The following is a 20,009-nucleotide window of genomic DNA, read 5'->3' on the forward strand; positions in this document are numbered from 1 at the left end:
TTCTACAGAACGTCGCTCTCAATGCGGGTGCAAAAGTAGTACTCTTTTTGGGCTTTCCAAATCTTTTTTAAACTCTTTTTGAAAGTTTTTTTTAAGAGGCTGATTTGTCGCTGTTTGCAAATGAAAGTTTTTTAGCTCTGATTAAATCTGCCACCTTTGATGCTTTATCCATACACTATCCATACACTATCCATACTTTATCCATACATTATATAGGCTTTATATAGGCTTTATCTATAGTTGTCGGTTGTCTGACCCGTCATTCTCGAAGAATGACAAAACTGGTACTGAGACTGAAAACTTTTTTCTCACAGAAAGCACGCAAAGCACAGAAAAGGATTGCTACGCAATGATTCTTTTGCAACAAAGAAATCAAGGCACGAAGCTATTGGGTGGTGGGTTCAGGTTTTGCCTGCTTTGCAGGAGATTGTTTTGCCAGTTAGCTATCGCTCGTGTCCTATTTCGACTTCGTCATCTTGCGGAATGACAAAACTGAGACTGCGACTGAGACTGAAAACTGCTAATTGGCCACTGCTCCCCTAGCCCCGATTGCAATGGAAAGCCTTGTGAAGTATTGTTGTATTTTTTCTTGGCAAAAAAAAGCGACCAACGGTAGCTCTTTTTTTGACGTAGAAAAAAACAACAAGACGAACAAGCTTGGAATGGAAAGCGGGAAATAGCTTCTGAAAGGATGGAAGCTGAAGAATGTTGTTTCAAATTGTGTTACAATGAACATTAGAAAAAAATCTTTTTAAAAAAAAGTTTTTTGGTATCTTCGTCAAAAATAAACTAAGCGTGAAACTCATCACCTTTTTGGCCTTACCGGAAAAGGAACAATATCAGACTCTTTTTGAAAGCGGCGTTCTTGTTGCTGAGCGAAATGAAAAGCCCGTTATCAAGAAACTTTATAGTTTGAACACTTTTTATGTGGAAGTTCATTTGCATTATGGAACGGAAGACATTCTGTTTAAAAAAGTATTTAAAGAAGGTGAATTATTGGACAGTTATTTGAGTGAATTTAAATTGGTTTTACCAAAAACCAATTGATTTACGCATTTTTATTTTCGCAAAGTTCTAACAAAACGCCATGTGTGGCTTTAGGATGAAGAAAAGCAATGTCTAAACCCTCTGCTCCTTTTCTGGGTGTTTTGTCGATTAATTGGACTCCTTTTTGGTCTAATTCTTGTAAATTTTCTTCGATGTTTTTTACGGCAATGGCTAGGTGGTGAATTCCTTCGCCTTTTTTTTCTATGAATTTTCCGATTGGTCCGTCGGGATCGGTAGATTCTAAGAGTTCTATTTTTGATTGACCAATCATGAAAAAGGCGGTTTTGACTTTTTGTTCTTTTACTTCTTCGATGTTATAGCATTTGAGTCCGAGCATGTTTTCCCAAAAAGGGATGGCTTCTTCCAGACTTTTTACGGCGATGCCGATGTGTTCGATGTGTGATAAATTCATAAAAAATAGATTTTAATTAATTTTAAATTTTACCAATTGGCGAATGAGATGCCGATTCCGAGTGTGGTTTGGCTATGATTGTAATCGACTAACGTTTCGCCGTATCCGTGGAAAAATTGAAAGTGCCCACGTAAATGTCCTTTCATTGGGAAAACGTAGTTTAATTGAATGCTTCCACCTTTAATTCGGTCAAATGGATGCCTGATAATGGTATAAAACTCATGACGATTATAAGAATAACCAACATTAACTTCCCCATTTCCGATGAATTTTGTGATGGCCGGGTTTTCATCATCGGTATCTGCGGAACGAATCCAAGGATTGATCGAAACAATCCAATTTTCATTTTCGTATCCCAAATGAAAAATTATTCTGTTCCAGCTTCTTGAAAGTGGAAAATCACGTCCGTTTGACTCGTGGTTTACCGAAACTCCAGTTGATCGAAAATATCCGCCGAACGCTTTTATTTTAAGTGGGTAAACAAAAATGAGTTCTGGTTCATAATTAAGTTCTCGGAAAGCACGTGACAAATCTTTATTGTAAATCTGCCAATATGCTCTTTGTGTATAAGCTAACCATACATCAGCTTTACCCCAAAATAGACCCTGAAGTAATTTTGTTTTGAAACTTAGCTGAAGCTTTGCCTCGTAGCGATTGAAATCTTGTGCTTCTGTGGCAGAATATTCAGGATTTTCGCTGTATGGTTTTTCATTTGGATTGCTAGACCATCTTCCAGCCGTAATGTATATTGGTTTATGGGAAACAAGTCTGAATGTTCCTTTCTTGTGGATCGAATCAAGTTCCCATTGTTGTGAATAGGATTTGGAAATAATATCTGTTTGCACCATCGGTTCTTCGAGTGTTTGACTAATTGAAGTCAAGGAGAAGCAAAAAAGCAAGCAAAACATCTGAAGAAATTTCATAGCGCAATTTTTCTCGAAAGATAGGTATTTTGTATAAAAAAAGTGTCAAATTTCTTTGACACTTTTACTAGTAATATTAAAATCTAATTATGATTTAGATTCAGCTTTTTTAGAAGCACAACATGCTTTTTTTTCACCTGAAGAACATGATTTTTTTTCTTCTTTTGAAGCTTCTACTTGTTCTGTTTTAGCTTTGTCTTTTTTCTTTTCTTTGTTTTTTGGATCTGTTGCCATAGCATCTGCAGTTACAAAAAACGCGGCTACAACTAATAATGAAACTAATTTTTTCATGATATACGATTTTAGGAATTAACGATTTAGTTATACAAATATATAATTTATTGTCATACTTTTATAAAAACCTGCGTTTTTTAATTCAATTTTAAGTTTTATAATTTAATTCTTATAGAAAATTTAATTCTACTTATTATTTTGAATTACTTTAATAATTTCTTGTTTAGACAACACGCCTGACTGTCGCCAAAGTTGTTTCCCATTTTGAAAAAGCATCATGGTTGGCACACCTCGCACTTGGTATTGAGTTGCTAATGGCTGATTTTTATCCACATCTATTTTTATAATTGAAATATTTTCGCCTAATTCATCTTTCACCTCTTTAAGAATTGGAGCCAACATCTTGCATGGTCCGCACCAAGTGGCAAAAAAATCGACCAACACAGGTTTTGGAGAATTAATGATATCTGTAAAATTTGACATAGTAAGTTTATTTCCAATTCATATATCCACCTTGTAAATCAACTATTTGAGTGAACCCAAATTCTACCATTTTCTTGGCAGCTGTTTGGCTACGTGCTCCACTTCTACAATAGATATAAACGGGTTTAGATTTATCTAAATTTTGGATTTCGGTTTCAAAATCAGCGTCATTTACATTAATGTTTTTTGCTCCTTTTATGAAACCATCGGCATATTCTTGCGGGGTTCGAACATCAATGAGTTGAACGTCTTCCCTAGCAATTACCGCTTTAAATTCTGATTCTGGTACGACTTTAATTCTTGGGTCTTTTTGAGATTGACAAGAAAAAGCCAGCAAAGCAAATAGAAATAATAAAATTATTTTCTTCATTTTTTTGGTATTTTAAAATTACAATGTACTCGGACAAACGTAGGTCGTTCTTTTAATTTCGGTCTGTTTTATAGCTGCATAACCACCTTTTACATCAATAACATTGTGATAACCTCTTGCTTTAAGAATAGATGCGGCAATCATACTGCGGTATCCACCCGCACAATGCACATAGAAATCTTTTTCTTTTGGAAATTCGCTTAAATGCTCGTTTAAAAAATCCAATGGAGTTGAAGGAACATCTACAATGTGTTCAGAAGCATATTCGCCTGGTTTTCTAACATCGAAAACGGGCACATTTTCTTTTATTTTTTCTTCTAATACGTGAGCATCAATTGTTGATACAGTGTCATATTCCATTCCGGCTTTTTTCCATGCATCGAAACCACCTTTTAAGTAACCTATTGTATTATCGTATCCAACACGAGCTAAACGAGTAATTGTTTCTTCTTCGCGACCATCAGGCGTTACTAACAAAATTGGTTGTTTATAATCTAAAATTAACGCACCAACCCATGGAGCAAATTGTCCATCGATACCAATAAAAATCGATTTAGGGATATGTCCTTTTGCGAAATCGTCTTGGTGACGAACATCTAAAATTAGTGCATCCGTATCATTGGCAACCGTTTCAAAAACATTAGGTTGGAAGGACTGTGCTTCTTTAATGATGTTTTCAACATTTTCGTAACCTTCTTTATTCAATTTCACATTCATCGGGAAATAGGCAGGTGGAGGTAATAAACCGTCGGTTACTTCTTTCACAAATTCTTCTTTGGTCATATTAGCTCGCAAAGCGTAATTAGTGGCTTTTTGATCTCCGATGCTTCCAACAGTTTCTTTACTTAAATTTTTTCCGCAGGCGGAACCGGCTCCATGTGCCGGGTAAACAATCACATCATCGGCTAATGTCATGATTTTAGTTCGAAGGCTATCATATAACAATCCTGCTAATTGTTCTTGCGTCATGTCAGCTGCTTTTTGAGCTAAATCAGGACGACCCACATCGCCTAAAAACAGAGTGTCGCCACTAAAAATGGCATAATCTTTTCCGTATTTATCTTTTAGTAAATAGGTTGTGCTCTCCATAGTATGTCCTGGGGTATGTAAGGCAGTGATAGTGATTTCGCCTAACTGAAAAACCTCGTTATCTTTAGCAATGTGGGCTTTAAAACTTGGATTGGCACTAGGCCCGAAAATAATTGTTGCTCCTGTTTTTTCAGCTAACGTTACGTGACCGCTTACAAAATCAGCATGAAAATGTGTTTCAAAAATGTATTTAATTTTTCCGTTAACATTTTCTGCTTTATCAATATAGGGTTGCACTTCTCGCAATGGATCAATAATAGCAATTTCTCCTTTACTTTCAATAAAATAGGCACCTTGAGCCAGACATCCTGTATATATTTGTTCTATTTTCATACTTATTTAATTTTTTGTAAAATTATACTTTAACATCCAAAAAACGTGTAACATTAGTTACAAAGATAGGAAAATAAAAAAAATTAAGTCTCACATTTAACTTATTGACAAAAATATAGTACTGTTTAATTGCAAAATTTATTGGGTTTGATTCGACATCAATTAATAAAAAAATATATGCCGATAAGAATCAATATAATTTGAAATAAAAAAATCAGAAAACCGTAGAATAATCCTTTTTTTCCGGATTGAATTAGGGATGAAAAACTCACTTTTAATCCAATTGCAGTCATTGCAATAGTTAAAAGAATTTTGCCTACTTCTGCGGTGAAATTGATGAAGTTTTGAGGAATTTCGGTCAAAGAAACGAATACTGTTATGAGTATAAAACCCCATAAATACCACGGTAATTGGAAGTAGCTTTTCCAATTTTTACCTTTATTATCTTGCGTTAAAAAGGAAAAAAATATTAAACCGGGAGAAAGCAAAGCAACGCGAGCTAATTTTATGGTTAAGGCTTGTTCACCAACTTCGGGTGAAATGGAAAAAGCTGCTCCGGCTACATTGCCGACAGAATGAAGTGTTCCTCCCAAAAGCAAACTTATTTCGGTGGTTGAAAAAGGAAAAAGAGCGAGAATTATTGGCAAAAAAAGCATTCCCAACGTACCAAAAAGGTTAACAACTGCCATGGCGACACCCACATCCTCTTTGTTTTTATTTAAACTTGGAGCCAAAGCGGCAATTGCACTAGAACCACAAATGGCGGTTCCAAAGCCAACCATCCAACCAACGGTGCTGGGACAATTCATTTTTTTGGATAGAAAAACACTAAATATTAGAACTGCAAAAACAACAAGTGCTACTAATAAAAAACTTTGCCAACCAATTTTCCCCATGTAAGAATAATTGATACCAAAGGCTAAAAACAAGATTGAGAATTCTAATACTTTAGAACCTGTAAGACTTATTCCAGGCGAGAATTGTGATGGTAATTTAAAAAAATTTCCAATTATAATGCCTAATAACAATCCGATTAAAATGCTGTTTAAAAAAGGAAATAAAACACTTATTCCCCATGCAAAAGCTGAAATTAATGCGGTAAAAAGAATTCCCGGTACTATTTTTTTAGAAATCATACTACAATTATAATACTAATTCTTTAAGTAAAATATAAATTCCCATGAAAAGAACAAACCAGCCAAAACCGGTTTTCAATTTGTTTCCTTCTATTTTTTTGGAGAGAAAAATTCCGATGAAGATTCCAATTATGGAGGTGATGGTAAAATAGGACAACAAAATCCAATCAATTGGCTGATCACTTTTTAAATCACCTAAGAAACCGATAAGTGATTTTGCCGCAATAATAAAAAGTGATGTTCCAACAGCTAATTTCATTGGCATTTTGGCAAATAAAACTAAAGCAGGAATGATTAAAAATCCGCCCCCTGCTCCTACCAAACCGGTTAAAATTCCAACCGCTATACCTTCTACTAAAATAAGTGGAAAATTGTAAATTAAAGGTGTATTTTCATCAATTTTTACTTTTGAAGGCTTTATCATTGACACAGATGCCATCATCATGACAACGGCAAACAAAATCATTAAAGCGATAGGTTTGGTAAATTCGAACGTTCCAACAGTAAAAATTACATCAGGAATTATTGGAACTAGAAATGCTCTTGTTAAATAAACCGCAGCAATGGAAGGAATTCCGAAAATTAAAACCGTTTTAAAATCGACTTTTTTAAGAATTGCACTTTTAATTCCGCCGACCAATGCTGTTGAACCTACAATAAATAAGGAATAGGCTGTGGCCAAAACAGGTTCAACAGCCATAATATAGACTAATATTGGAACGGTTAAAATGGAACCTCCACTACCAATTAACCCCAGTGAAATTCCGACAAGGACGGCAAGCAAATATCCTACTATTTGGGCTGTTTCCATTATTACAATTTTTACCAAAAGTACGGCTGACAAATCGATTACTTTGTAACTTTTGATACATTAGCTATTTCAATAATTCGATTGAAGCTCGATGAAGTCTGATTTTACCGCCGTTTTCTAATGCTTTCAACAGTCGTGAAATGACCACACGAGAAGTGTGCAAATCATAGGCAATTTCCTGATGCGTCGTATGAATTTCTTTGGAATGATTAATTTTAGATTTGTCGATTAAATAGTTCATTAATCGCTCATCCATATTCATAAAAGCTAAATTATCAATCGCATTCAGCATTTCTTTTAAACGATTGTTGTAACTATTAAAAACATAATTTCGCCAACTTTTATATTTGCCTAACCACTCCTCCATTTTGTGCACCGGAATCATGATTACTTTTCCGTTGGTTTCGGCAACAGCCCGAATTTCACTTTTGGTTTCGCCCATGCAACATGCCATGGTCATGGCACACGTATCGCCTTTTTCAATAAAATAAAGAAGTAATTCACCTTCGTCAAAGTCTTCTCTTAAGATCTTAATCGCTCCCTCGATGAGCAGTGGCATTTTTTTTATGTAATCGCCAAAATCAATTAAAACATCGCCTTCAGTAAAATCTCTAAGCAATGAAACTTCTGCTATTTCATCTATTAAATTATCTTCAAAAATAAACCCGTACGTTGTCTTTAAAAGTTCTTTCATTATTATTTATTGAATTTTGAATCATAAAAATACACTAAATATTACATTTTCTTAGAATTAAATAACGAAATTTGAAATAAAAAAAATTATGAAACAACTATTTGTCTTACTGTTATTTACACATTTTTCAATGAATGCTCAAATACAATCAGTTACGTATCAATACGGAAATCAAAACCTTAACGGATTTTCTTCCAAACCCAAAAAAGCAAATGCTGACAAATCCGGAATTTTGATTTTACCGGCATGGATGGGAATTGACGACCATTCTAAAGAAGTGGCTCAACAACTTTCAGATCTTGGACATTATGCTTTTATTGCGGATATTTATGGCGAAGGAAATTATCCTAAGAATAGTACTGAAGCCGGAAAGCAAGCCGGTTTTTATAAAAATAATGTAGCCGATTATCATCGAAGAATTCAATTAGCACTTGACCAACTCCTTAAATCAGGGGCTAATAAAGACAAAATTGTAGTAATTGGCTATTGTTTTGGCGGAACCGGTGCTTTAGAAGTCGCTCGTGCCGGATTGAATGTGAAAGGAGTTGTTTCTTTTCATGGTGGATTGGGCAAAGCGGAAGAAAGAATTATTTCTGAGATTAAACCGAAAGTGTTAGTGCTCCATGGAGCAGATGATCCGTTTGTTTCTGAAAAAGAAATTTTCGCTTTTCAAAAAGAAATGAAAGATAGTAAAGCCGATTGGCAAATGATTTATTATTCCGGTGCGGTGCATTCGTTCACCAATAAAAAAGCAGGAAACGATAATTCAAAAGGTGCGGCTTATAATGAATTGGCGGACAAACGTTCCTTTGTTCACTTTTTATCATTCTTGAAAGAAATTTTGTAAACCTACTTTATTATATTTGTCGAAATAATTTGATTTAAAATGAAAAAAATAATTCTGAGTTCTTTTGTATTGGGATTTTTGTTGGTGGGCTGTTCTTCCAATAAAAATAGTACTCGAGAAATTTCACCGGAAAAGTATTTATCCGAAATTAAAGCTGAAAATTTAAGTAAGCACCTTTATATAGTAGCCTCCGATGAAATGGAAGGTCGAGATACCGGAACTCCCGGACAGAAAAAAGCCGGCGAATACTTAATTAATCAATACAAAGCGATGGGAATTCCTTTTCCAAAAGGAGCGACTACATTTTATCAACCTATTCCGTCTGAATTTTTTAAGAAACAATTTAGTCCAAAATTAGGTGATTCTGAAAATATTTGGGCTTTTGTAGAAGGTTCTGAAAAATCCGATGAAATTTTGGTTATTTCTGCTCATTATGATCATGTTGGTATGAAAAACGGCGAGGTTTATAATGGTGCTGATGATGATGGTTCAGGAACTGTGGCTTTATTGGAAATGGCTGCTGCTTTTCAAAAAGCAAAAAAAGAAGGCAATGGTCCACAACGATCCATTTTATTTTTGCACGTAACCGGAGAAGAGCATGGCTTGCATGGTTCACGATTTTATGCTGAAAACCCTTTGTTCCCAATTGCCAACACGATTGCCAATATCAACATTGACATGATAGGCAGACGAGGTTATGGAAAAGAGGATAACAATAATTATGTTTATGTTATTGGTTCTGACCGTTTGAGTACCGATTTACACCGAATTTCAGAAGAAGCAAATACAAAGTATATTGGGATGGAATTAGATTATACCTATAATGATTTGAATGATCCGAATCGTTTTTATTACCGTTCTGACCATTATAATTTTGCTAAAAAAGGGATTCCAGCTATCTTTTATTTCAATGGTGTGCACGACGATTATCACAAAGCAACAGACACAACTGACAAAATTGATTATCCTTTATTAGCCAAGAGAACACAATTGGCTTTTGCAGTAGCTTGGAAGTTAGCTAATGCTGATGAAAGACCGAAAGTAGATAAAGACGGTAAATAGTTTCTTATCAAAATAACTGAAAAACGCAAAAGCAATTTTGTGTTTTTTTTGTACCTTTGAGTAGCTATTTTTCATCATGGAAATTGACAAAACCCTTTGGTTTTTACTGCTTACTTTACTTGCAGAAATCATCGGAACCATTGGCGGTTTTGGATCTTCCGTGTTTTTTGTGCCTTTTGCCAACATTTTCTTTGATTTTCATACCGTTTTAGGAATCACAGCAGTTTTTCATTTGTCAAGCAACTTATCAAAAATCTATTTGTTTAGAAAAGGGTTGGATAAAAAACTTATTCTTCAAATTGGGATACCGTCAGTACTTTTCGTGATTATTGGTGGCTTCTTAAGTAAGTTTTTCGAAAGTCAAATTTTAGAAATTGCCTTAGGTATTTTTCTAATCGCTCTTAGTTTGCTGTTTTTGATTAAAGACAAGCTTGTCATTCCTGCGAAATTCAAACAAACTGTTATTGGTGGTGCTCTTTCAGGATTTTCAGCCGGATTAATCGGAACTGGCGGAGCTATTCGAGGATTAACCATGGCTGCTTTTAATTTAGAAAAAAGCGTGTTTGTGGCCACATCAGCAGCCATCGACATGATGATTGATTTATCGCGAACGATTGTTTATTTCAGTAATGGATATATTACGAAAGAAATATTGATTTACATTCCGTTTCTATTCATCATTGGTTTTGTTGGCAGTTGGATTGGCCAACGGATTTTAAAACATATTTCACAAGATTATTTCAAACGAATTTCTTTATTCTTAATTCTCCTGATAGGACTGTTTTCACTCTTTCAAAGTTTAAAATAAAGAAGCCCTGAGAATTCTCAAGGCTTTACTGCTATAGTAAGTACGGTGGCTATTCTAAATCTTCTTTTACATCGGCATCCGGAGCATTTTTTGCTACAGAAGCAATTCCGTTCTCACGAGCTGCAACTGATTCATACATTTCACTGTTGCCAATAATTTGTCCGTTTGTTGCTTTTAAATTAAAATAGGGTTTACCATTTTTTGCTTCTAATCGATCAAAACGCTTATCGTCTTGCGAATTCTTTTTAACTGATTCAATCCCGTTTTCACAAGCAGCTTTTGTTGTATAGCCTTCACTAGCCAAAATTACTTGACCATTTCCGGCTTTTAATACAAATTGAAATTCTCCATTTTTTCTTTTACTGATTACAAATGATCCCATATTAGTTGTTTTAAAATTATTGAATTATAAAATTAAGAAGATATTTTAACATTTCATATGATTTTTATGTGAAATTATTAACATTTCTGTCGTTTTTCCGTAGAATTAAAACTACCAAATTTTACTTTCAACATTGAATTACTTTACAACTTTCAAATTCCACCACAAAAAACTATCTTCGCTTTGAATTGAAATTGAAATTGTCATTGTTACTGAAGTTGATTTTTTAAAATGAACGATATCCTGCAAACTCCAATAGAATATCTTAAAGGCGTTGGTCCTTCTCGTGGCGAAATGCTTCGGAAAGAACTCAGCATTCATCGGTATGGCGATTTGTTGACGTTGTTTCCCAATCGGTATATCGACCGAACGCGTTACTACAAAATCAATGAATTGCAAGCGGGAAATACAGAAGTTCAGATTGTTGGGAAAATCATCCACCTTAAAACTGTTGAACAAAAAAAAGGACGAGGTCGATTAGTCGCTACGTTTGTAGATGACACCGGCGAAATGGAATTGGTCTGGTTTCAAGGTCAGAAATGGATTCGTGAAAGCTTAAAACTCAATGCCGTTTATGTTGCTTTTGGAAAAGTGGCTGCTTTTTCTAACTTGTTCAACATGGCTCATCCGGAATTAGAATTGTTAGAGGAACACAAACAAAGTCTTCGTTCGGCCATGCAACCGGTTTATCCTTCTACTGAAAAATTGACGCAAAGAGGCATTTCCAATCGCACCATTAACAAAATGATGCAACAATTGTTTGTGGAAACGCAAGCTCGTTTTACAGAGTCCCTTCCCTCCTATTTGTTAGGTGAATTAAAATTGATTTCGAAAAATGAAGCGTTGTTTAATATCCATTTTCCAAAAAGTCAGGAATTGTTGGCAAAAGCTCAATTCCGATTAAAATTTGAAGAATTGTTTTTTATTCAATTGCAATTAATTACTAAAAATCTTATCCGTAAGCACAAAATAAAAGGTCATCCGTTTGAAAAGGTTGGTGATTATTTTAATAATTTTTATCAAAATCATTTGCCTTTTGAATTGACAAATGCTCAAAAAAAAGTGTTGAAAGAAATTCGAAATGACTTAGGCAGCAATGCTCAAATGAATCGTTTATTACAAGGTGATGTGGGTTCCGGAAAAACCATCGTGGCTTTAATGTGTATGCTAATTGCTTTAGATAACGGTTTTCAAAGTTGTTTGATGGCTCCCACGGAAATTTTGGCAACACAACATTTCAATGGCTTAACTGAATTAGCCAAAGATTTGAATATCAACATAAAACTATTAACCGGTTCAACCAAAACTTCTGAACGAAAAATCATTCATGAAGCTTTGGAGAATGGTGAATTACATATTATTATTGGAACACATGCTTTGTTAGAAGATAAAGTTCAATTCAACAATTTAGGATTAGCGATTATTGATGAACAACATCGATTTGGTGTAGAACAACGTTCCAAATTATGGAAGAAAAATGCTATTCCGCCACATGTTTTGGTAATGACGGCTACACCTATTCCTCGAACATTGGCGATGAGTCTGTATGGCGATTTGGATATTTCTGTGATAGACGAATTGCCTCCGGGACGAAAACCCATTCAAACCGTTCATCGATATGATTCTAACCGATTGAAAGTTTGGAAATTTTTGAAAGATGAAATTGCCAAAGGCCGACAAATTTACATTGTTTATCCATTGATTAATGAAAGTGAAAAAATGGATTACAAAGATTTGATGGATGGTTATGAAAGCATTTCAAGGGATTTTCCACTGCCACAGTACAGTGTTTCCATCGTTCACGGACAAATGAAAGCGACTGACAAAGAAGAAGAAATGCTGCGTTTTTCGTTAGGAAAAACCAACATTATGGTCGCCACGACTGTCATTGAAGTCGGCGTAAACGTTCCTAATGCCAGCGTAATGGTGATTGAAAGTGCTGAACGATTTGGATTATCCCAATTGCACCAACTTCGCGGACGTGTAGGTCGTGGTGCCGAACAAAGTTATTGTATTTTGATGACGAGTCACAAACTGAGTGACGATTCCAAAACCCGATTAGAAACCATGTGCCGCACCAACGACGGTTTTGAAATTGCCGAAGTGGATTTAAAACTTCGCGGACCCGGTGATATTATGGGAACACAACAAAGCGGCGTACTGAATTTACAAATCGCCGATTTGGTTCGCGACCGAGATATTTTACAACTTGCTCGCCACGAAGCCATCAAACTCTTGAAAAAAGATGCTTCAATGACATTACCGGAACACCAAACATTGCGAATGGTTTTTATGGAAATGAGTAAGAAGAAGAATATTTGGAATTATATTAGTTAATAGAGGTTGAAGGTTGCGGGTTGCGAGTTACGGGTTGCGAGTTGTGAGTTCTAGAAATGAAAATTTATATTCACTAATCAGAAATTAAAATTTCTTCTCTACATTTACGTTTTCAAACCAATCACCCATTACCCTTAACCCATCACCCTAAAAAATGGTTCAATACAACCCAAAAGACTGGATTACCTTTATTTTCAGATTTCACAAATCAGATACATTCAGAAAATTGATTCCGATGATGATTTTTATCGGGGTTTATACGTTTGGCGTTGGTTATTTGGAGATTGTTTACTGGAAAATGTCTGAAAAAAGTCATTTGAGCAATATTACGATTATGCATAATATGTTAGGTTTTGTGATTTCGTTATTGTTGGTTTTTAGAACAAACACAGCTTATGATCGTTGGTGGGAAGGACGAAAATTATGGGGAGCATTGGTCAACAACAGTAGAAACTTGGCTATAAAGCTTCGTGTGATGTTGCACGAGGAAAATGACAGATCCTATTTTAGAAAACTTATTCCCGGTTATGCTTCTATTTTGAGTAAGCATCTTACTAATGTGGAAACGAGCAAACAACTTTATGATGATGCTGATTTGGAAATTGATCACCAGAAACACAAACCCAATCAATTGGCCAAAATGCTTTTTCAAAAAATAAATGATTTATATGATCAAAAGAAAATTACCGGCGATCAGCTGATTATTTTGAACAACGAAATTATGTCGTTTACTGATATCTGTGGAGCTTGTGAACGTATCAAAAACACTCCTATCCCCTATTCCTATAGTGCATTTATCAAAAAATTTATCTTTTTCTATGTGATGACGTTGCCGTTTGGCTATGTTTTCAGTTTGGGCTATTATTCGATTCCGGTAGTAATTTTTATATTTTATGTATTAGCAAGTTTAGAATTAATTGCCGAAGAAATTGAAGATCCATTCGGGTTTGATGCGAATGACCTTCCTATCGAAAAAATCGCTTCTAATATCAAAAAACACGTAGAAGAAATCCTTTAATATGCCATAAAAAAGCTGTTTTTAAGCTAGTTATCGAGAAAACGTGTTTTTGAACGATTATTTTTTTGTAAACGAATACTTGCACTTAGCTTAGCACCATCAATTAAAAGCTTGCCCGGCATTTAGTTGAATAGATCCCAAGTCTAACACAAAAAACTTAACCAACATGAAAAAAATTACATTAGTAATTTTTACTGCATTTCTGACGCTTAATTGTAGTAAAGACGATTCTTTTAACGAAGAACAAACAAATCTTGCACTGCTTTCCTCTAAAAAAGATACTGTTTTAAAATCTGAAGTGAATTATGAAATAATTGATGATGACTCCAAATCAATTGGTGAATTATCTATTTATCATGATGAAACTACCATTTATCTCGTTTGTAAAACCAATGCAAACGTTACAATATCTGAAATAGACTTGTATTTTGGAACATTTTCTAACATTCGTAAAAGTATTTCGGATAACAAGACTATTCCAACCCACAATCACATCGCAAAATCAATCGCTCCCGAAAACATCATCAGTATAGAAAAAAGTGATTTAAAATTTGATAAAAATGGTTGTATTTATATTGCTACACATTTCAAATTTACAAACATGGGTTCAGAAGAAATAAAATCAGGCCACAGTGTATCCCAAATTCTTCCCGGAAGCGAAAAATTACCCTATTTTCTTTATTGCATCAACTAAAAAACATAGTTAAAATAAGTTTTAAGAAGGTCGCTAATTAAAGTGACCTTTTTTATTTTAAAATTATGCAAAAAGTAATTCATTGATTATCTTTGCCACCTTTAAAAGCTCATAGAAAATGCGTATCTCATACAATTGGCTCAAACAATTTATTAAATTAGATTCCTCGTCCGAAGAAACAGCTGCTTTGCTCACCGATTTAGGTTTAGAAGTTGAAGTGGTTGAAAAATACCAATCCATAAAAGGTGGTTTAGAAGGAATCGTGGTTGGCGAAGTAAAAACGTGCGTGCAACATCCTGATGCTGATCGTTTAAAAGTAACCACAGTTGATTTGGGTGATGGAAATCCGATACAAATTGTTTGTGGTGCTCCCAATGTTGCAGTGGGTCAAAAAGTGCCTGTTGCTACCATTGGAACCAATTTATTTGATAAAGACGGAAACGAATTTCAAATTAAAAAAGGAAAAATTCGCGGGCAAGAAAGTCATGGAATGATTTGTGCCGAAGACGAATTAGGTTTGGGTGAAAGTCACGACGGAATTATGATTTTAGATGATTCATTGCAAGCAGGAACGCTATTTTCCAAAGTGATGAATATTGAAGACGATGAAGTTTTCGAAATAGGTTTAACCCCAAACAGAGCCGATGCCATGTCGCATTGGGGTGTTGCGAGAGATTTACGTGCCGGTTTAGTTCAGAAAAATGTGCATCCTGAGTTAATTACGCCTTCGGTTACCAGTTTTCGAGTGGATAAAAGAACACTCAAAATTGATGTTGAAGTAAAAGATATCAAATTAGCTCCACGTTATTGCGGCGTTACGATTTCGGGAATCACGGTGAAACCGTCTCCGGATTGGTTGCAAAATCGTTTAAAGGCCATTGGTTTAACGCCAAAAAACAATATTGTGGATGCTACAAATTACGTATTGCACGAATTAGGACAACCACTACATGCATTTGATGCCAATAAAATTAACGGAAAAATTATCGTAAAAACGGTTGAAAGTGGAACAAAATTCAAAACGTTAGATGATGTTGAACGGATTTTACACGAAGAGGATTTGATGATTTGCGACGAAAAGGGACCACTTTGTATTGCAGGTGTTTTTGGTGGGAAAAATTCCGGCGTAACCGAAAACACATCCAATATATTTTTAGAAAGTGCCTATTTTAATCCGGTTTCAATCCGTAAAACGGCAAAAAGACATAGTTTAAGCACTGATGCTTCGTTTCGATTTGAACGTGGAATTGACCCAACCATTACCGAATATGCATTAAAAAGAGCCGCCATTTTAATCAAAGAAATTGCCGGAGGCGAAATTACTTCGGATATCATCGATATTTATCAAAAGAAAATTGAAGATTTTACGGTTTTGTTGAATTTCAATAAAGTAAACAAAATCATCGGTCAGGAAATTCCAAAAGAAATCATCAAGAAGATTTTGGTTTCTTTAGATATTAAAGTAAACAGCGTTTCCGATGCCGGTTTGGGCTTAACCATTCCTGCCTATCGTGTGGATGTGCAAAGAGAAATAGATGTAATAGAAGAAATTCTTCGTGTTTACGGCTACAACAATATTCAGTTTTCAAAAAAATTAAATGCAACGGTTGCCAATTCCGGAAGAACAGAAGATTATAAAGTTCAAAACATCATCGCTTCACAACTGAACTCGGTAGGTTTTCATGAAATGATGGCCAATTCTCTTACCACTCCTGATTATGTGAAATTATCCGAAAATCTGAAAGAAGAATTTAATGTGATGATGCTCAATCCGTTGAGCAATGATTTATCAGCGATGCGTCAATCACTATTGTTTTCCGGTTTAGAAGCTGTATCCTACAATATCAACCGTAGAAATTCAGATTTAAAATTATTTGAATTTGGTAAAAGCTACCACAAAATGCCATCCGGTTATGAAGAAAACAAGCACCTTTCGTTGTTTGTAACCGGTAATCGTCAAGCTGAAATTTGGACAACTCCACAAAAAACGAGTGATTTCTTTTTGTTTAAAGGATATGTTCAATCCGTTCTGACTCGACTTTCTTTTGGAAAAACGCAAACTGTTCCGGTTTCAAATGATGTCTTTAATGAAGGAATTGCTATCGCCATTGGAAATGACATTTTGGTTGAATTTGGTACAGTGAAGAAATCTATTCTAAAATATTTCGACATCAAACAGGAAGTTTTTTATGCCGATTTTAATTGGAATTTGATTTTGAAAATGATTTCAAACAAAATTAAATTTCAAGATATTCCGAAATATCCTGAGGTGAAAAGAGATTTGTCATTGCTGTTAGACCAAAATGTTACGTTCGACAAATTATATTCAATCGCTCGTCAAACAGAGAAAGTTTTACTGAAAGACATTAATCTTTTTGATGTGTATGAAGGAAAAAATCTTCCGGAAGGAAAGAAATCGTATGCATTGAGTTTTATTATTCAAGATACAACCAAAACACTGACGGATGATCAGATTGATAAAATAATGAACAAGCTTCAGCAAAATTTTGAAAAAGAATTAGGAGCAGTTTTGAGATAAATAAACAATCCAAAACTAAATTATTAGAAGTTATTGATTACTACTCACTTGAAAATAATATAATTTTTTTAAGTGAGTATTTTTTTTATATTTACGATATAAATCTTTGACCAATGAAAAAAATTTTATGTTTAATATTACTTTGTAATTTATCATTATTTTCTCAAAATATTGACAATACTTTTAACCTAAATAATAATGGCCCTTTTAATGAAAATATTGGAGGAAGTGGTATTATTTTAGATGACGGTAATATTCTTACATACAACGGATTACCAAATTTGTATAATTCTAATGGAAGTATAATTAATGACCCTGATAACTATATTTTGCCAATACCATTCTCTTCACTTGTGAAAGGTAGTAACGGTAAACTTGTTGCTTTTAATCGATGGAATAGTACAGATTTTGATTTGAAAGTATACAATAGTAATGGTTTAGAAGACACTAATTTTATTACTCCTATCTTCCAATCCACTTTTCCTCCTGTTATTCATTGTGCTAAAATTGATTCAGATGGAAAAGTTATTGTAAGCGGTTCGTTTAATTATGTCAACGGTATTAGCAGAAAGAATATGGTTAGATTAAATCCTGATGGTTCTGTAGACACAAGTTTTATTAATCTAGATGAATATTTTAACTTTACTGGTAGCATATATTCTTTTGCTATTCAATCTGATGGTAAATATGTTATTGGAGGTCAATTCCTTTCAGGTTTTTCGGGAAATTTTCACAATATTGAATTAGCTCGATTAAATTATGATGGAACTGTTGATAATAGTTTTTATGATTTCACAAATCAATTTTATGGTTTAAGCGATCCAGGTCATATAAGTAAGATTATAGTTCAGACCAATGGTAAAATTCTTTTATTAGGGCCAAATTTTATAAATGGTTCTACAATTTTATCAAGAGGTATTACAAGATTAAATTCCAATGGCTCAAGGGACACAACATTTAATAGTTTAGATATTAGTTATGCTAATGATGCTGTAATATTGGATAATGGAAAAATGATTGTCGCACATAATGGTAATTTTTTAAAAAAAATAAACTCCAATGGCACTATCGATAATTCGTTTAACTATCAAAATACAGAATTGAATTATCTTCATGAAATCTTACAACTTTGTCCAGATGGTAAAATTTTAGTTAATTCCTCATACAAATCTTCAGAAGGAATTACAAGAGAAAAAATTCATAAAATAAATAGTTCCGGTGATTTAGATTTTTCTTTTAATCCTCAGCAATCTACAAACAAAACAATACAAAATATGGCAGTTTTAAATGATGGAAGCATACTAGTTCAGAGTCCTGATTTAACATCATACAATGATACTCCATGTAAAAGCATAATAAAATTAAATACAGAAGGAGCAATTGATAATAGCTTTAATTTAGACCCACAAATTCAAGAAATAACAAGTGGAGTGTTTCACTTTAAAGAATTCAGTAATAATAAAATTTTAATTGCTGCAGGTTCTGGTAGTGCAAATGGTAGAATTTACATTAATTCAATTGAACATAAATTTATTCGATTGAATGAAGATGGAACTATAGACAACACATTTAATCCAACAATATCCTCTGACTTAAGATTTGTTGAAATTACAAACGATGACAAAATATTATATAGAAACTACAATGATAATAAAATATATCGTTTAAATTATGATGGTAGCTTTGATGATACATTTACTCCTTATAACTTTTTTTCAAGTAATTCGTTTAAAAGATTTAATGATGGTTCATTATATTCTAATGGATCACTAACAAGTTCAGGTACCCGAAAAATATATAAGTTGAATCCCGATGGCACCATAAATAATTCATTTAACGCTTATGTTATGCCAGGGTATGGGTATAGTGTAAAACATTATCAAAAGCAAGGTGATAAACTCATAGTTAATTATGATGATAATTTTATAAAAAGATTAAATTCTGATGGGTCACTTGATACCTCCTTTAATGATTTTACATCAGGTTGTAGTAAAATAATAATTAATTCTGAAAATAAAATTATTATTGCTTATTCTAATCAATTGAAAAAATATAGCATCGATGGTGTTTTAGAGGGAGTAGTTAATTTTGAACATCAAATTTTTAAAATTTACCAACAATTTTGTGATAAAATTCTCGTTCAATTAATCTATAATTATAATGAAAGTAATTATACTCAGAATTTCGACAATTTAAAAAGGTATGATATTTCACAAAATGCTTCATTTGTTAATACTCCAATTGGTCCTCCAATTCAGAACTTTTCAAATGGTGATACGTTAGAAAATTTAAATGTTATTGGAGAAAATATATCATGGTTTAGTGACCAATTAGATTGTGTTTTAAATTTAAATGTTAGTAATTCAACTTTAAATAGCGATACACCTTTACCTATCAATACTGTTTTAGTTAATAATACAACATATTATGCAACACAAACTATAAATGGTATAGAAAGTACGTATAGATTACCTATAAAAGCGATTTCTTCTTTAAATATTGTAGAACCTACTATTTCCAACATTAAAATTATAAATCCTGTAAAAGACTTTTTAAAAATATCAGGAGATAATTTAAATATTAAAAAAGTTGAGATTTATAGTCTAATTGGTAACAATATAAAAACATATGATTTCAATGAAGTGAATGAAGTTGAAATTGACTTAAAAGATTTAATTTCAAATCTATATCTAGTAAAAATATACAGTAATGAAAGTGTTAAGATTGTGAAAATTATTAAAGAATAAAAATTAATAAAATCAATATGAAATTAAAACCTTTTATTTTTCA

19 protein-coding genes are annotated in these 20,009 nt (G+C 33.5%); 9 read left to right on the forward strand and 10 right to left on the reverse strand.

What is annotated here, in order from left to right; all coding sequences use genetic code 11:
• Window positions 1-795 precede the first annotated feature (795 nt).
• On the forward strand, window positions 796-1,047 hold the full coding sequence (locus B0I10_RS12245; RefSeq protein WP_112086802.1) for a hypothetical protein: 252 nt from the start codon (window positions 796-798) through the stop codon (window positions 1,045-1,047).
• A gap of 1 nt (window position 1,048) precedes the next feature.
• On the opposite strand, the gene mce is transcribed toward B0I10_RS12245, so the two are convergent.
• The 9 genes from mce to B0I10_RS12290 form a co-directional block, all read right to left on the reverse strand.
• Entirely contained in the window at window positions 1,049-1,459 is a 411-nt protein-coding gene (gene mce / locus B0I10_RS12250; RefSeq protein WP_112086803.1) for a methylmalonyl-CoA epimerase, read from the reverse strand.
• Between the two features lie 29 nt (window positions 1,460-1,488).
• Window positions 1,489-2,382 carry a phospholipase A gene (locus tag B0I10_RS12255; RefSeq protein ID WP_112086804.1) on the reverse strand — a complete coding sequence of 298 codons (894 nt, stop codon included), beginning with the start codon at window positions 2,380-2,382 and terminating at the stop codon, window positions 1,489-1,491.
• Between the two features lie 87 nt (window positions 2,383-2,469).
• Window positions 2,470-2,673: a hypothetical protein gene (locus B0I10_RS12260; RefSeq protein ID WP_112086805.1), complete on the reverse strand. Its 204-nt coding sequence runs from the start codon at window positions 2,671-2,673 to the stop codon at window positions 2,470-2,472.
• A 129-nt stretch (window positions 2,674-2,802) separates the two neighbouring features.
• Window positions 2,803-3,099, reverse strand: coding sequence for a thioredoxin (gene trxA, locus B0I10_RS12265; protein WP_112086806.1), 297 nt, complete (start codon window positions 3,097-3,099; stop codon window positions 2,803-2,805).
• 7 nt (window positions 3,100-3,106) lie between these two features.
• Window positions 3,107-3,469 carry a rhodanese-like domain-containing protein gene (locus B0I10_RS12270; RefSeq protein WP_112086807.1) on the reverse strand — a complete coding sequence of 121 codons (363 nt, stop codon included), beginning with the start codon at window positions 3,467-3,469 and terminating at the stop codon, window positions 3,107-3,109.
• A gap of 18 nt (window positions 3,470-3,487) precedes the next feature.
• Window positions 3,488-4,891, reverse strand: coding sequence for an MBL fold metallo-hydrolase (locus tag B0I10_RS12275; protein WP_112086808.1), 1,404 nt, complete (start codon window positions 4,889-4,891; stop codon window positions 3,488-3,490).
• 158 nt (window positions 4,892-5,049) lie between these two features.
• Window positions 5,050-6,027: a YeiH family protein gene (locus B0I10_RS12280; protein WP_112086809.1), complete on the reverse strand. Its 978-nt coding sequence runs from the start codon at window positions 6,025-6,027 to the stop codon at window positions 5,050-5,052.
• A gap of 7 nt (window positions 6,028-6,034) precedes the next feature.
• The gene (locus B0I10_RS12285) at window positions 6,035-6,838 is read right to left on the reverse strand and encodes a sulfite exporter TauE/SafE family protein (protein ID WP_112086810.1); all 804 of its coding nucleotides are present in this window, start codon (window positions 6,836-6,838) and stop codon (window positions 6,035-6,037) included.
• Window positions 6,839-6,902: 64 nt separating this feature from the next.
• On the reverse strand, window positions 6,903-7,532 hold the full coding sequence (locus B0I10_RS12290) for a Crp/Fnr family transcriptional regulator (RefSeq protein ID WP_112086811.1): 630 nt from the start codon (window positions 7,530-7,532) through the stop codon (window positions 6,903-6,905).
• 88 nt (window positions 7,533-7,620) lie between these two features.
• Here B0I10_RS12290 and B0I10_RS12295 point away from each other — a divergent pair, with 88 nt between their 5' ends.
• The 3 genes from B0I10_RS12295 (at window position 7,621) to B0I10_RS12305 (ending at window position 10,249) form a co-directional block, all read left to right on the forward strand.
• Window positions 7,621-8,379, forward strand: coding sequence for a dienelactone hydrolase family protein (locus B0I10_RS12295; RefSeq protein WP_112086812.1), 759 nt, complete (start codon window positions 7,621-7,623; stop codon window positions 8,377-8,379).
• A 39-nt stretch (window positions 8,380-8,418) separates the two neighbouring features.
• Window positions 8,419-9,441: a M28 family metallopeptidase gene (locus B0I10_RS12300; protein ID WP_112086813.1), complete on the forward strand. Its 1,023-nt coding sequence runs from the start codon at window positions 8,419-8,421 to the stop codon at window positions 9,439-9,441.
• A gap of 76 nt (window positions 9,442-9,517) precedes the next feature.
• Window positions 9,518-10,249: a sulfite exporter TauE/SafE family protein gene (locus B0I10_RS12305; protein WP_112086814.1), complete on the forward strand. Its 732-nt coding sequence runs from the start codon at window positions 9,518-9,520 to the stop codon at window positions 10,247-10,249.
• A gap of 49 nt (window positions 10,250-10,298) precedes the next feature.
• On the opposite strand, the gene B0I10_RS12310 is transcribed toward B0I10_RS12305, so the two are convergent.
• Window positions 10,299-10,631, reverse strand: coding sequence for a YegP family protein (locus tag B0I10_RS12310; RefSeq protein ID WP_112086815.1), 333 nt, complete (start codon window positions 10,629-10,631; stop codon window positions 10,299-10,301).
• A gap of 231 nt (window positions 10,632-10,862) precedes the next feature.
• Here B0I10_RS12310 and recG point away from each other — a divergent pair, with 231 nt between their 5' ends.
• From recG to B0I10_RS12335, 5 genes are all read left to right on the forward strand, one after another.
• Complete coding sequence (recG, locus tag B0I10_RS12315; RefSeq protein WP_112086816.1) at window positions 10,863-12,968, forward strand: ATP-dependent DNA helicase RecG; 2,106 nt, start codon at window positions 10,863-10,865, stop codon at window positions 12,966-12,968.
• Window positions 12,969-13,122: 154 nt separating this feature from the next.
• Window positions 13,123-13,986, forward strand: coding sequence for a bestrophin family protein (locus tag B0I10_RS12320; protein WP_112086817.1), 864 nt, complete (start codon window positions 13,123-13,125; stop codon window positions 13,984-13,986).
• A gap of 166 nt (window positions 13,987-14,152) precedes the next feature.
• A complete protein-coding gene (locus tag B0I10_RS12325; RefSeq protein ID WP_112086818.1) occupies window positions 14,153-14,680 on the forward strand; it encodes a hypothetical protein in 528 nt (175 codons plus the stop codon).
• A gap of 118 nt (window positions 14,681-14,798) precedes the next feature.
• Window positions 14,799-17,219, forward strand: a complete 2,421-nt coding sequence (pheT, locus tag B0I10_RS12330; RefSeq protein WP_112086819.1) for a phenylalanine--tRNA ligase subunit beta — start codon at window positions 14,799-14,801, stop codon at window positions 17,217-17,219.
• Window positions 17,220-17,332: 113 nt separating this feature from the next.
• A complete protein-coding gene (locus B0I10_RS12335) occupies window positions 17,333-19,966 on the forward strand; it encodes a T9SS type A sorting domain-containing protein (protein ID WP_112086820.1) in 2,634 nt (877 codons plus the stop codon).
• Window positions 19,967-20,009 lie beyond the last annotated feature (43 nt).

It is taken from the genome of Flavobacterium lacus, assembly GCF_003268815.1.
Classification (GTDB): domain Bacteria; phylum Bacteroidota; class Bacteroidia; order Flavobacteriales; family Flavobacteriaceae; genus Flavobacterium; species Flavobacterium lacus.